This window comes from Plectonema radiosum NIES-515 (assembly GCF_025753815.1).
GTDB lineage: Bacteria > Cyanobacteriota > Cyanobacteriia > Cyanobacteriales > Nostocaceae > Hassallia > Hassallia radiosum_A.
Map to the genome: position 1 here is coordinate 14,974 of NZ_JAOWRF010000336.1, position 13,189 is coordinate 28,162.

The window sequence follows — 13,189 nt, forward strand, 5'->3', positions numbered from 1 at the left end:
GCTACTTTCTCGGCTTGGTTTCAACCCGAATAGTTACGATATCAAAAATTTTTCTACGTGAATTAATATATATATTTAGTACGAATTAAGTTTGACCGCATAAGTAATATTACATTTTCATAAAATATTTGATTTTTACAGAGTTTTTTCTGAAACGAAGAACAGACAAGGTAAGATTAAATTATATTCAAGTACACTTGAACAACTGTTCATGTGTTATATTCATTTTAGTATTTAGAAGAAAATTTATGGCAACTGTAACCCAAATGAAATGTGCTTGTCCTTCTTGTCTGTGTGTCGTTCACATCGAGGATTCGATTAAAAAGGACGATAAATCTTATTGCTCTGAAGCTTGCGCTGAAGGTCATAAAACCATGAAAGGCTGCGCTCACAATGGTTGTGGGTGTTAACAAGTGACTGTGAACTGGGGACAAGGGGAAGAGGAAAAAACCAATTTATGTGAATAATCTCTTTCCTAGTCCAAGCGTCCAAGCGTCCCCAGTCCAAGCGTCCCTAACTTACAAACTAGACATCACATCGCGTGCGGCAGTCAAAGTCCGCTCAATATCTTCTTGGGTGTGAGCAAACGAGGTAAACCCAGCCTCAAACTGAGACGGTGCTAAGTAAACACCCCGCTCTAACATTCCGCGATGGAAGCGTCCAAATTTGGCTGTATCCGACTTTTTCGCATCCTCGTAGTTATGGACTGGTCCTGAGGTAAAGAATAAGCCGAACATGCCGCTAATTTGTCCACCGCAAGCTGCGTGACCGGTTTCAGTCGCAATTTGTAGCAAGCCTGAAGCTAGCTTGTTGGTAATTTGGTCAAGATACTCGTAAGTACCCGGCTTTTGCAGCAATTCCAGTGTCTTAATGCCAGCAGTCATCGCCAAAGGATTACCAGAAAGCGTCCCGGCTTGATACATCGGACCTGCGGGGGCAACCATTGACATGATATCCTGGCGACCTCCGTAAGCTCCTACTGGCAAACCACCGCCGATGATTTTACCCAAAGTAGTCAAATCCGGGGTGATACCAAACTTCTCTTGAGCGCCACCATAAGCGATACGGAAGCCCGTCATTACCTCGTCAAACACCAATAACGCCTTATGCTCGTGGGTCAGCTCTCGTAGCCCTTCCAAGAAGCCTGCATCGGGAGTAATAAATCCAGCATTGCCGACGACTGGCTCAAGAATGACACCCGCAATTTCGTCGCGGTTCTCTTCAAACAAAGCTTTGACGGCTTCTAAGTCATTGTAAGGGGCGTTTAGAGTGTTGGCAGTTGTCGATTTTGGCACTCCTGGGGAGTCGGGTAAGCCGAGTGTAGCAACACCAGAACCTGCTTTCACCAAGAACATATCAGCATGACCGTGGTAGCAGCCTTCAAACTTGATGATTTTGTCGCGTCCAGTAAAAGCCCGCATCAACCGCAGCGCTGCCATACAAGCTTCTGTGCCGGAGTTAACAAATCTGACCATTTCGATGCTGGGGACGGCAGCGATTACCATCTCTGCCAGTACATTTTCTAGTACTGAGGGCGCACCGAAGCTTGTGCCTTTTTCTAAGGCTTCATGCAGTGCGGCAATGACTTCCGGATGAGCGTGACCGCAAATCGCTGGTCCCCAAGTGCCTACATAGTCGATATATTGGTTGCCATCGACATCCCAAATATACGCGCCTTTAACGCGATCGAACACGATTGGTTGTCCACCCACAGATTTGAAGGCGCGGACAGGAGAACTGACGCCTCCTGGCATTAAATTTTGGGCAGCCGCGAAGATTTCTTCTGATTTTGTAGTTTTAATCGTGGTATTTACCAAGGTTTTCTCCTAACAGTGAAAACAAAAGCTCTATCTTAGGATAGGCGTAATAGCTGCCTAGAACCTATATATTAGTAAATTACCTGAACCAAGAAAATAACAATATGTTATATAAATCGAATCAAGATTTGCCTTCAGATATTCGCACTCGATTATCTGAGCCATACCAGGATCTTTACCGGGCAGCTTTCAACTCGGCTCTACACTGGTATGGCGAAGCAACAAAAGCTCATAAAGTGGCTTTAAGTGCTGTAAAAATGCAGTCTGCCATGAACAGGAATGTTGTTGTTTAAGATGAAATAACAGAGTTTAATTTAAAAAATTACTCCAGCTGCTTCATCCATAATGGTATCGTAAATCAATAATTATTTTTGCATTTACTTGCAGCAGCTGGTATGTTTTCGATTGATTCGCATTCAGTCCCTGTTGAGAAAATTCGCTACGATGACAGGGGTCTAGTACCCGCAATAATCCAGGATTATCTGGATGGTACTGTTTTGATGATGGCATGGATGAATCAAGAGTCGTTGCAGAAAACTTTAGAAACTGGGGAAACTTGGTTTTGGAGCCGATCGCGTGAAAATTTGTGGCACAAGGGAGAGACTTCGGGACATTTACAAAAGGTACGAAGTATCCGTTATGACTGTGATAGTGATGCTCTATTAATTGGGGTTGAGCAGTTAGGAGATATTGCCTGCCATACAGGAGAACGGAGTTGTTTTCATCAAGTAGATGGGACAATTACTGCACCACCAGCCGATACGTTGTCGCAATTGTTTCAGGTGATATGCGATCGCCGCGATAATCCAAGTGAAGATTCTTATACTTGTAAGTTGTTTGCTGGGGGTGATAATAAGATTTTGAAAAAGATTGGTGAGGAATCTGCTGAGGTGGTGATGGCGTGTAAGGATGATGAACCAGATGCGATCGCTGGTGAGGTTGCTGATTTGCTATATCATACTTTGGTCGCTTTGGCTCATCATCATGTTGATTTGAAGGCGGTTTTTCGGAAGTTGCAGGAAAGAAGGAAGTAAAACGAACCGCCAAAACGCCAAGAACGCCAAGGAGGAGGGGAAGAGGGGATTAAGCTTCCCCTGCCGTCATGCTGGGGATTTCTTTATAGTCCATAAAAGAACTTTCTTAGGCTGACTTAAACAACCTCTACCAATTCCAGCCAAATTAAATTTAGCCATCATCGCTACTTTCCGAATGATATTTGCCGCACCGTTGCAATCGGCGTTTATTTTTATTCCGGTTGAAGTTTTAAACAAACCACGCTTAACTCTAATTCCACTTGACTTCCACCCTTCGGGTTTTGCACCAAATTTAGGTAGAGAATCGTTATCTAAAAAAGAAGCTTTTGAAGTATAAGATTCTTCAGTTTCAATGAACTTAATATCGTATTGTTCACACAATTGCTCAATACGACTTTTTAGTCTTGCTGTTGGGATTTGAATAAATTTTTGATTATTTTTCTTCCCCATATTTGAACTGTCTTTTTGTCCAGTATTCCAGCCAAAAACTATAGAACCAATTTTATTTTCTAAGCAATGGTTGATAACAATTATTGCAGCTTTGTTAACAGCATCTCTCATTTGACGGTTACGCTTTTCTGTAATTGCTGCAAGTCTGTTAGACCAAAACCCTTGAGGTTTGTTTTCTTTGATTTTGGCTACAGATTTGTTATACCACTGATTCAAACTTTTTAAATGCAACCCATCAATAATGATAGAGGTTCCAACGTTAGAGACGCAAGTTAACCAATTATTTATGCCGTGGTCAATACCTAATACTTTGGCTTGGTCGGTTTCAAATGTTTTAGTTGGTTGCTGATAAATAAATTCAGCATAAAAACATCTATTTCTTGGTAAAATTCTAATCTCTTTTATTTCTGTCCAATTTAAATTTGATGGCATCGGTAGATGAAAATCAGTTATTCCAAACCAAGCTTTTACTTGATTACCTAAAGGAAACCGAATTAAATTATTTTTCAACTTTAACCATTTTTTTGGATAAGTAATTGTAAACATCCCACCTGGTTTGCGGTAGTTTGGGACTTTAGGTTTTTGGTCTAAAGTGTCTTTTTTAGCTTTTGCTAATAACTGTTTGAAAGATTTAAAAGCCTCTCCTACATTTATGCAAGTTTGTTGCATAGAAGAGGCATAACCAGCGTTGAAATGTTTATTTGTTTTCATTTCTGACGTTAGGTCAAACCCGGTAACTATTTTACGGGTTTTAAACCATATCTGACGACCATAATAAACAGAGCAGTTGTAAAGAGTATTAGACTCTGTGCATAAATACTCTATTATGGCTTGGGTATCTTTATCAGTTTTAATTAATATTTGCTGACAACCAAACAATTTGTTTACCTCTCTTTTCTATATTTATATGTTAGACTATTGGTTGATAAATATCAAACTATCAACCAAGTTTTATGAGAAAAGATTCTATAGGTTACAGACACAGTGAGCATTCTGTCGGTTTAGCTACAATACATTTAGTTTGGATACCTAAACGCAGAAAACCAATATTAGTAGGAAATATAAAATTAAGATTATCAGAGATTCTTGATTCTGTTGCTCATGATAATAATTGGATTATCAAAGCTAAAGAGATTGCGTCAGACCACGTTCATTTGCTTGTGGAGTATGACGAAAAAACTGCTATTTGTGATGTCATTAAACTGTTTAAAGGACGTAGTTCTAGGCTGTTGAGAGAAGAATTCCCAGAACTAAAAAAGCTTCCGTCCCTTTGGACTAGAAGCTACTTCTACGATACATCGGGCAAAGTAAGCACAAGCAATGTGATGGCTTATATAAATGACCCGCATCATGAAAGACATTAATTAATTAATATTGAATGCAGATAAATCTGCGCGAGTCGCTTTTCCACCCCGGTCCTACGCTGTAGAAAGCGGTACTGCGTACCTATTCTTCCGGGGCTACCAAGCTCCCGGCTGTTTTACGTGTTTAGAAGGTGAAGGTGGTACGGAGTACACCTACGGTTGTTGTGTCGTTGCGGCTGTCGCTTTCGGGATTGAATAGGACAAAGGCGCCTGGGGTGATGCTGATGTTGTCAGTTAGGCGCAAGCGGTAGTATGCTTCTAAATGGTAGGGTACTGCTCTATTTGCGCCGGCAGGTGTAAGTCTGGCGTCTCCACTAGCGTCGGTACGGTAAAGTGGTTGACCAAAAATAAGACCTGCATTATTGCCTTTATTGAAAAGATCGTTGAAGTGAAGTCCTACCATCCAACTGGTGAAGGTGGTGGAAGCATCAACTCTACCGGAAGAATCGTCAACAAATAGTGCTGCACCATACCCAGATAAAGCGACTTTGGGAGAAAATCTCCAGGTTGCTGTACCACCAAAGGAGTTGAGTTTGACGGGTATTCCTAGAGGAACCCCAGCTAAAGAACCAATATCACCGCTAACTAATCCTGTACCTAAGATGTTTATCTCGTGGTAACTATTGGCATAGTTCAAACCAATATCTATTGAACTGGTTGGTCTAAATGTTAATTGTGCAGCAACAACGCTACTACCGCTAAATACGCCGGCGCCCAATGGTGTGTTAGGGACTCCTGGAAGTATATCGGGAGATGAACTGGGAAGATTCGCGTTTACACTGCCATACAATGCTCTCAAATCGAGTTGCTTTGAAAGGCTGAAAATAAAGCCTGCGGCTGATGCTAAACCAGTACCTGAAGTACCCCCAGAAACGCGCACTACAGGGTTTAAGCCGGCAAAGCGAGAAATTGCTTCTTGTCCTTCACCATAAAATGGAGTGATGGGAGGAAAAGCGTCGGATACTTCCGCAGCAGTGCCGGCAAACAAAGTTAATTTATCGGCGACGGGAAAGATGTAAAGTAGTTTGTAAAGCTGAATAGTGTTGGCGCTGACGTTGGATAAGGTTTTGACGTCTAGTCCAGGAAATTGAGGTTCAAAGCTTGTACGAGCGCTGCTAGCAGTCAGTAGGGGTGAAGCTAATCCTAAACTTTGTTGAATGCTACCAGAACCATCTACACCGCCTAAGAAATTGTAAGATTGCAACCCAGTAATTAGTAAGTCTTTGCCTGTAAAACTGGTGTTGAGATTCAACCGGACTCGATTTACCAAAACGATATTCGGATCGTTTCGATCTTGTGCGCCTCCTGTGGCACCAATAGCTGATATAATTGCTTCACCATTGAGTTTAGTTGTTGTGGAAAACTGATTCGCCTCCAGTTTAGCGGTGTTAGCTTCTAAAGCGTCTACTCGACCCCGCAATGTCGCTAGTTCAGCAGAAAATTCCTCTTGCAGTCTTTGCAAGGTGACTAAATCTTCTTTTTTTACCAAATCGGCGGTTGCGGTGGCAATTAGTTCGTTAACTCGATCCAAACACGCATTTAAACCAGCGGCAAATTCATAACGAGTCATGGCACGATTGCCGCGATAAGTTCCATTTGGATATCCGGCAATACAACCGTAGCGCTCTACTAAGGATTGCAATGCTTGGAATGCCCAATCGGTAGGCTTCACATCAGACAGTTGCGATACAGATGTTACCTGTTCTTGTATTTCTGATGCTGCTATTAGGTTTGAAGAGTCTGAAGGAGAATTGGAATTTTTTAAGACTGTTTGCGGAAAAAAAGTAGAAGCAGCTACTGCTAAATCAGTACTTTCTTGCTTTTGATTTAATACAGGTACTGATTCAATTTTCTCATTAATAGAGATAGTTTCATCAAAGATATTATTGCTGGAAACTACTATGTTTTCAGAATAATTTAGAGGCTGGGTGTCAGACGCTGTTTCTTCAAAATTAGGCATCGCTTGCACAGGTAACATTCCAGCAAGTAAGTACAGAAAACTTACTCCCCCAGCAGAAGCTAGCAGATTTACTTTCATGGCAACTCCTCACATCAAGATTGAAAAGCAAAATTTAGAATCAATGGTTAATTGAGCTTCAAGGCATCCATTGAAACTGTAAAAGTACACTTAATTGAATGTATAAAATTATTTTAATTAAAGTTACTTACACTCTATAGTTCCGACTGGAACCATTAATAATAGTAAATACTATTTCTGCCAACAATTGACACAAACAAGCATTGGGAATTCTTATGATTGTTATATACTCGACTCGTGTTCAACCTATGGCTGGCGATGTTGGAATTAGTCAATATTGGTTGAAAGTGGGAAATTTTACTTTTTTCTTGCTATAAAGTGAATTAAATAGTATTTTAAGGATGGGTTATTGTGAAAAGTTTTTGGAAAAAAAGTTATAGACGGCTGTTCTAGGTGAATTTCCGGCGTTGCTGAATATAAAGGCTGAAATTTCTAATTCATCGTAGAGACGTTCCGGCGGAACGTCTCTACAAATAATAATTTTAATGTTAGAGTCATCCGTAAAAATTTCTTTCTTCATATTTCAAATCAGTAACGCCGAATTTCCTACTCTTGATTTCCTACTTTTGTGTGAGTAGGCAAAATTCGATTGAGATATTGCAAAATTGCCAGAGTGATGACAACACTAAAGGAAAACCCTAACCAAAAGCGATCGGTAACGATTCGCGGTTGATCTAATGCCCAACCTCCCAAGGGAGAACCGATAAAATAGCCAATAGCCCAACACAGAGAATTGATGGATAAATAAACACCACGTTGAGATTCGGGGGCTAAATCGGTGACTAATGAGGAGGCTGAGGGGATAAAGGAAGTTATCGCAACGGCAAATATTGCCAATGCCAAAGCTGCCCAAACTAGATTATCGGATGTCGCAACACCACAAGCCCAGATGAAGATGAAACCAATTCCCCACAGTAAGCAAGAAAAGGTAAACGCTACTGTGTGAGAAAAGCGTTTTAAGATACGGGCAACGGGTATCTGTGAGAGAATAGCGATCGCTAAATGCAGTGCGAAAAGGGCACTAATAGTAGTTTCCGAAAATCCTTGTCCTGAGTTACCCACCGACACAAAGTTTTTAAAGTAGATGGGGATGGTGCTGTGTAGTTGGGAAAGGTAGGTGGTGAAGATGATATTCAGGATAATGTAGACCAAAAAAGGGCGATCGCTTAATGCTGCCATCCAACTTGAAGCGATATCTTGCGGCTTCTGTGATTGTCTCATATCTGGTTGACCGGTTTGGGCGATCGCCAGATAAACAACTCCAAAAAAGACAATAAAAGAGATGGCATCAATAATAAATAGCGATCGATAACTTCCACTTATCGTCACCAAAACGCCACCTAAGACAACTCCCATCCCCAAACCGAGATTATCTGCCAGTCGCGTAATCGCATAAGCTTCACGGCGATTTTCGGTTGGTGTCAAGTCGGCAACAACGGCTTCATTTGCGGGCCAGTATAAACCCAAACCTAAGCCTGTAATTAAGTTACCGATTACCAAAGTAGCAAAATTCTGGCTTGCAGATAATACTAAAGAACCAATTGCCGAAATTGCTGCTGAAAACAACAATGTGCGTCTGCGTCCCCACGATGGAGAATCAACACCAATACCACCTAAAACTCTGCCTGCAACACCAGAAATCGACGCGCTACCCAAGGCAAAACCGACAGCGGTTGTAGATAAACCGACTTTGTTAACGAAAAAAATCGGGGCATAAAACAGGGTAAAGCCTGTGCCCATTTCTAACATAAGTCTACCGACTGCCAAAATCCAAACTTGGGGATGAATCTTAGGAAACCACGATGGAAACTGGAACTTGGGCGGAAATTTCAACGATCGCTTTTGCTCAACTTTTGTTCATTATAAATTTAAAAAATTATTTTTAATTTTTAATCTGTCAAAGGGGCTAAATTCTCTTTTTTGTAATTCTTATCATTCATCCTGATTTTCCTCACTGATTCCACAGAGTTTCCACAGCTATTTTACAGGTTTTCCACAACCGCTTGACGATTTCATCGGCTCTTGATGACGATCGCTTAATTTTTTAGTGTTAGGGATACTTGACTTAAAGGACTGAGTTTTTATGAAGATTTGTCACATAAAATCGCCTATAAGCCTGATTATTTCGTACTTATTTAGTTTTAAGCAACTGATTTGTAACATTTCGCAGCATTGACAAACCTACCCCCTCTTAGCGCACAATGATTCGGCTTGCTTTTGTAATCGGCAGTGCGGCTGTGTAAAATTACCCAGTTGTTGCCTTGTGATTGTTGGTTAGGCATTCATACAGTGTGTTGTCCAAAGGCTGGTTACAGCAAGCAACGTGTACTTTATTGATTAACCTGATAGGGGGAAAATAGAAATGAACGCAACGGTTAGCATATTTACAGAAATTCCCGAAACGCTCCACGAATCCCTCAAAAGTTACTTAGAATTACATCCCGATTGGGATCAAAATCGAGTATTAACGGCGGCGCTGTCACTATTTTTGCTGCAAAATGGAGATAGCGATCGCCGTGCGGCTCGCGTATATCTGGAAACTCTCTTTCAAAATTGCTAAGTATAAATGCGGCAGCGATCGCCAGAAACAGCTAAGATACAACATCTCAGCCATCGCTCTTGGTGCTGTTAACCGGGCTGACTCAGGTTTCTTTTTTAGTTAGAGTATAGTCAGATGGCGATGGTTTCCAAGGGCGCTTAACGGCGGTTAACCCCTGCATTGCCAAGTAGCAACCCTACCTCAAACAAAGGAAAATTTTATATGTAAAACTCTCAATCTTCTCTAAATTTAAAAGACTGAAAATTGAAGTAATTTATACAAACTGCCATGGCATTCAGCAGCTCGAGCAAATCAAATTTACCTGACAATTGCTCAAATTGAAACTAAATCTACTTGGATGAGAGTTAACAACTGTGAAAGCAAGACGCACCCGATTTAAATTTTAAATCAATAATTTGCAAAAACTCTCTGGCTGTAGTTGTGTAGCAAATACATCAATAGCCTGTCTTTGGGCGTTTGCTGTGTTAATTTAGCTTTTGATACCAAAGAGATTCACGCCTTCAGTGCATCAAAAGTCAAGAGTCAAAAAACTCTAGACTCTTGACTCAGGACTTGCTATCAGACTGGGGCAGAGTAGGACATTCAAATTTATACCCTACGCCGCGTACAGTCTGGATTAATGCTGGCTGACTAGCATCGACTTCAATCTTCTTGCGAATTTGACCGATATGCACATCCACAACGCGCTGGTCGCCGACGTATTCATAGTCCCATACTTCTTGGATGAGTTCGGCTCGTCGCCAAACTCGACCGGGATGGCTGGCTAAGAAATGCAATAAGTCAAATTCTAGAGCAGTTAAAAGTACTGGTTGGGTGTTAAGTGTTACCTCTCTGCGTACTGGATCGATCATCAATTTTTCAAATACCAGGCGTTTCTGTTCTGCGGTAGTCACAACCCGCTGACGCCGCAAAATTGCTGCTACTCTGACTTCTAGTTCTCCCAGACCAAATGGTTTGGTGAGATAGTCATCAGCACCTTTAGCAAAACCGCGAATTTTATCAGCTTCGTCTGTACGGCTAGTCAGCATGAGAACAAAGACACCGTTACGGCTTTGCATCTCTTGGCAGAGGTTAAACCCAATTACATCTGGCAAATTCACATCTAGAATCACCAAATCTGGGTTAAATTGCTCAAATAAAGCTATGGCAGTCTTACCGTCTTCGGCAGCCTCTACCTGATAGCTCTGCTTAATCAGAAAGCGTTGAATTAAATTACGAACCGCAGGGTCGTCATCAACTACAAGAACTTTGGCAGGAGCCATGACCATCACTTTGCACAAAAAATCATAGGATTAATAAAGGTCGCCGCGTAAAAGCGTGGTTTCACGGGGATAATAACAATCTACAAGTCTAATGTATTAATTTCCCGATCGCCCAAGTAATAGTGTAATCAGGATTCTGGACAATTAGAACGGAATATTCTGCCGATCGCCAGTGTTGCACCTAAGTACAGATGTTTAACAAGTCAAGTTATTTTTGTCGAGTCATCAGATGTAACCCGCATTCCGCACCACTTGCGTAAGCAAGGAACACTTTTGTGATTTTAGTTGCCTGGTTATTTAAAACGCTTCAATTCTAAATCGATATGTAGCTCAATGCCACAAGCCAGTTCAAAACTAATTATTTAAAATATCCAGGTACGGTGAGATGCAAAATCCGAAACAGAAAAGTTAATTTTTTCATCTAAGGATGCCTTTTAGGTATTTTTCGCTTAAATTCAAGATTAGAGCTAGAATTGGGCAACGACATGAGGGGATACACTGAGTTATAACAATATGTTAAAGTTCCTATAGTTAAATTTTTCAGGTCTATGATATTGCTCCCCGTGCTACTATCCTGGTAGGGCAATAATCGAGGGAAACTTAAGTTTCAACCGAGATCAAACCTAAAAAACCGTTTTTCCTTCAAAGAAAGGCTGCTGCCAACTAAGGCTATACGTAATAAACTCCCATGAGCGATCAAAATCCCTACGAAAAACTTGGGGTATCAGAAGGTGCTAGCTTCGATGAAATTCAAGACGCTCGCAATCGCCTGTTGGAGCAATACAATGGCGATACAAAGCGTGTAGAAATCATTAACGTGGCTTACGATGCGATTTTAATGGATCGCTTACGGATGCGCCAAGAAGGTAAAATCAAAGTACCCGAACGCATTCGGTTTCCAGAACGCCTCGTGCAAGCCCCTGCGAAAGAAAGTCCCACCAAGAGCGAACAACTATCAAGCGCTTGGCTGCAACGAATCATTGATAAACCAACGCCTCCAGATGTGTTGTTACCTGGAGCTTGGTATCTGGGTTTGAGTGCTATTAGTGTGTTTTACCAAGCCGGGGGCGATCAGGTTTTACAGTTGGCTTTGGTGCTAGGTGTTGGTATAGGTATTTACTTTCTCAATCGCAAAGAAGGTAAGTTTGGTCGAGCAGTTTTGTTGACTCTGCTCGGCTTAATAGTGGGTTTAATTGCTGGGGGACTAGTTGCTAGCTTAGTTTTGCCGCAAATAACATTTATCAGTATGACGCCAAATCAGTTTTCTTCTGTGCTGACGTTTATATTGTTGTGGTTGTTTAGCAGCTTTCTACGTTAAGCGTGCTTGCTGTTTGATGCCTCCTGCTCTAAAACCAAATCCACAGCCGCGCTCAAATCCTTGACAATTAAATCAGGGTTGTATACTGCCAATTGGGAGCGATCGCGGATGCCACACTCTACAGCCATCACCTTAACGCCATGATTTTTAGCAGCGGTGATGTCGGCTTCTGTATCCCCCACCATCCAAGTCTCAGCGCATGGTGGTAGTTCTTTTATTGCCCGTTCCATCAGTAAAGGTTTATCATCAATGTCGCGGGTTTTAATGTAGTCGTTGGTTAAGCAATAACAACGATTCTCCGGGAAAAACCTGCCTAAATCGTGTTTTTTAAAGGCATAATCAAGTTCCTTAACCCGACGCATCGTCATTACAGCCAAATCGATTCCAGCTTCTTGAATTTTTAACAGTGCTTCCACAGCGCCTGGGGCAAGGGTGTCATAATCAAAGTAATGTTGTGTATGCACGGTTTGTCGTCGCAGCTGGGCAAATTCTTGTGCCTGTACTTCGTCTAAACCGGAATTTAAGGCAATTTGTTTTTCCGGAACCCGCGATCGCTTCAATTGCCAAAATTCCCCTTTTGAAAGTTCTTGTACTGCTTGGTTTGGACGCTGTGTCTTCTCCAGACAGAATTGATAAACGCGGTAGTACCGTTCGGAAACATCAATAATTGGACCGTCAAAGTCTGTAATTAGTCTTAACATTTAGGGAAATGTAAATTTTATTTACAGATTAACTTAAATCGTATTATCTTTTCAATGCAGGCTACCGCGTTTGATTTGTTCCTTTTCAATGGCTTCAAATAAAGCCTGAAAGTTACCTTCACCAAAACCTTGAGCTTGAAAACGACGCTCGATAAACTCAAAGAAAAAGGTAGGCTGAGTGAAAATTGGCTGAGTGAAAATTTGTAGCAGTACTGCTTTTTGAGTATCTTCTTTCCAGTCTACCAAAATTTGCTGTCTCGCAAACGCCTCAAGTTCAAAGGCTGATAGCGGCAGTTTTTTTCGCTGTTTTAGCTGGGAGTAATAGCTTTGAGGAACTGGAAGTAAGGATAAACCATTCTGCCGAAAAAGAGCGATCGCATCCACAATATTCGGTGTTTGCAAAGCGATATGTTGAATTCCCGCTCCCCGGTTCACATCCAAAAACTCTTGAATTTGAGAATGAACCGAAGCGGGTTCATTAATTGGCAATTGTACACCACCGTCACGTGAGAGCATAACTCGGCTGTACAAAGCAGAGCGATCGGTTTTAATTTTAAACGCTTGTTGGGGTTGAAAATCGAGAACCTCTTCATACCAAGTCACAGCACGTTCTAAATCACCCACTGCCACGTTTAGGACAATGTG

General features: G+C 41.5%; 13 protein-coding genes. 6 read left to right on the forward strand and 7 right to left on the reverse strand.

Annotated features, from left to right (window positions below; genetic code table 11):
* Positions 1 to 248: 248 nt before the first annotated feature.
* Complete coding sequence (locus tag OGM63_RS23705) at positions 249 to 410, forward strand: metallothionein (RefSeq protein WP_263748133.1); 162 nt, start codon at positions 249 to 251, stop codon at positions 408 to 410.
* 108 nt (positions 411 to 518) lie between these two features.
* On the opposite strand, the gene hemL is transcribed toward OGM63_RS23705, so the two are convergent.
* Positions 519 to 1,817, reverse strand: coding sequence for a glutamate-1-semialdehyde 2,1-aminomutase (gene hemL, locus OGM63_RS23710; RefSeq protein WP_263748134.1), 1,299 nt, complete (start codon positions 1,815 to 1,817; stop codon positions 519 to 521).
* Between the two features lie 104 nt (positions 1,818 to 1,921).
* On the opposite strand from hemL, the gene OGM63_RS23715 reads away from it, so the two are divergent.
* Together OGM63_RS23715 and hisIE are read left to right on the forward strand one after the other, a co-directional pair.
* Positions 1,922 to 2,110: a ChaB family protein gene (locus OGM63_RS23715; protein WP_263748135.1), complete on the forward strand. Its 189-nt coding sequence runs from the start codon at positions 1,922 to 1,924 to the stop codon at positions 2,108 to 2,110.
* Between the two features lie 102 nt (positions 2,111 to 2,212).
* Positions 2,213 to 2,851: a bifunctional phosphoribosyl-AMP cyclohydrolase/phosphoribosyl-ATP diphosphatase HisIE gene (gene hisIE / locus OGM63_RS23720; RefSeq protein ID WP_263748136.1), complete on the forward strand. Its 639-nt coding sequence runs from the start codon at positions 2,213 to 2,215 to the stop codon at positions 2,849 to 2,851.
* Positions 2,852 to 2,917: 66 nt separating this feature from the next.
* On the opposite strand, the gene OGM63_RS23725 is transcribed toward hisIE, so the two are convergent.
* Positions 2,918 to 4,180: an RNA-guided endonuclease InsQ/TnpB family protein gene (locus OGM63_RS23725; protein WP_263748137.1), complete on the reverse strand. Its 1,263-nt coding sequence runs from the start codon at positions 4,178 to 4,180 to the stop codon at positions 2,918 to 2,920.
* Between the two features lie 74 nt (positions 4,181 to 4,254).
* Between OGM63_RS23725 and tnpA the strand changes: the two genes are divergently transcribed.
* The gene (gene tnpA / locus OGM63_RS23730) at positions 4,255 to 4,665 is read left to right on the forward strand and encodes an IS200/IS605 family transposase (RefSeq protein ID WP_263748138.1); all 411 of its coding nucleotides are present in this window, start codon (positions 4,255 to 4,257) and stop codon (positions 4,663 to 4,665) included.
* 124 nt (positions 4,666 to 4,789) lie between these two features.
* On the opposite strand, the gene OGM63_RS23735 is transcribed toward tnpA, so the two are convergent.
* Positions 4,790 to 6,703 carry an iron uptake porin gene (locus OGM63_RS23735; protein ID WP_263748139.1) on the reverse strand — a complete coding sequence of 638 codons (1,914 nt, stop codon included), beginning with the start codon at positions 6,701 to 6,703 and terminating at the stop codon, positions 4,790 to 4,792.
* A gap of 546 nt (positions 6,704 to 7,249) precedes the next feature.
* Entirely contained in the window at positions 7,250 to 8,536 is a 1,287-nt protein-coding gene (locus OGM63_RS23740) for an MFS transporter (protein WP_263748140.1), read from the reverse strand.
* A gap of 529 nt (positions 8,537 to 9,065) precedes the next feature.
* Between OGM63_RS23740 and OGM63_RS23745 the strand changes: the two genes are divergently transcribed.
* Positions 9,066 to 9,263 carry a DUF2811 domain-containing protein gene (locus tag OGM63_RS23745; protein ID WP_263748141.1) on the forward strand — a complete coding sequence of 66 codons (198 nt, stop codon included), beginning with the start codon at positions 9,066 to 9,068 and terminating at the stop codon, positions 9,261 to 9,263.
* A 545-nt stretch (positions 9,264 to 9,808) separates the two neighbouring features.
* Here the strand turns inward: OGM63_RS23745 and OGM63_RS23750 are convergent.
* The gene (locus OGM63_RS23750; protein WP_263748142.1) at positions 9,809 to 10,525 is read right to left on the reverse strand and encodes a response regulator transcription factor; all 717 of its coding nucleotides are present in this window, start codon (positions 10,523 to 10,525) and stop codon (positions 9,809 to 9,811) included.
* Positions 10,526 to 11,213: 688 nt separating this feature from the next.
* Here OGM63_RS23750 and OGM63_RS23755 point away from each other — a divergent pair.
* Positions 11,214 to 11,843 (forward strand): CPP1-like family protein, encoded by a 630-nt coding sequence (locus tag OGM63_RS23755; protein ID WP_263748143.1) that lies wholly within the window; start codon positions 11,214 to 11,216, stop codon positions 11,841 to 11,843.
* Here the strand turns inward: OGM63_RS23755 and OGM63_RS23760 are convergent.
* A complete protein-coding gene (locus OGM63_RS23760; RefSeq protein WP_263748144.1) occupies positions 11,840 to 12,544 on the reverse strand; it encodes an HAD family hydrolase in 705 nt (234 codons plus the stop codon). The two genes, OGM63_RS23755 and OGM63_RS23760, sit on opposite strands and share 4 nt — an antisense overlap.
* A gap of 51 nt (positions 12,545 to 12,595) precedes the next feature.
* Positions 12,596 to 13,189, reverse strand: a 594-nt coding sequence (locus tag OGM63_RS23765; RefSeq protein WP_263748145.1) for a VOC family protein, incomplete at its 5' end; no start/stop codon positions are given.

Coding starts and splice junctions, on each gene's coding strand:
- OGM63_RS23705 (WP_263748133.1), top strand. CDS start 249: ATGGCAACTGTAACCCAAATGAAATGTGCTTGTCCTTCTTGTCTGTGT.
- OGM63_RS23715 (WP_263748135.1), top strand. CDS start 1,922: ATGTTATATAAATCGAATCAAGATTTGCCTTCAGATATTCGCACTCGA.
- hisIE (WP_263748136.1), top strand. CDS start 2,213: ATGTTTTCGATTGATTCGCATTCAGTCCCTGTTGAGAAAATTCGCTAC.
- tnpA (WP_263748138.1), top strand. CDS start 4,255: ATGAGAAAAGATTCTATAGGTTACAGACACAGTGAGCATTCTGTCGGT.
- OGM63_RS23735 (WP_263748139.1), bottom strand. CDS start 6,703: ATGAAAGTAAATCTGCTAGCTTCTGCTGGGGGAGTAAGTTTTCTGTAC.
- OGM63_RS23745 (WP_263748141.1), top strand. CDS start 9,066: ATGAACGCAACGGTTAGCATATTTACAGAAATTCCCGAAACGCTCCAC.
- OGM63_RS23750 (WP_263748142.1), bottom strand. CDS start 10,525: ATGGCTCCTGCCAAAGTTCTTGTAGTTGATGACGACCCTGCGGTTCGT.
- OGM63_RS23755 (WP_263748143.1), top strand. CDS start 11,214: ATGAGCGATCAAAATCCCTACGAAAAACTTGGGGTATCAGAAGGTGCT.
- OGM63_RS23760 (WP_263748144.1), bottom strand. CDS start 12,544: ATGTTAAGACTAATTACAGACTTTGACGGTCCAATTATTGATGTTTCC.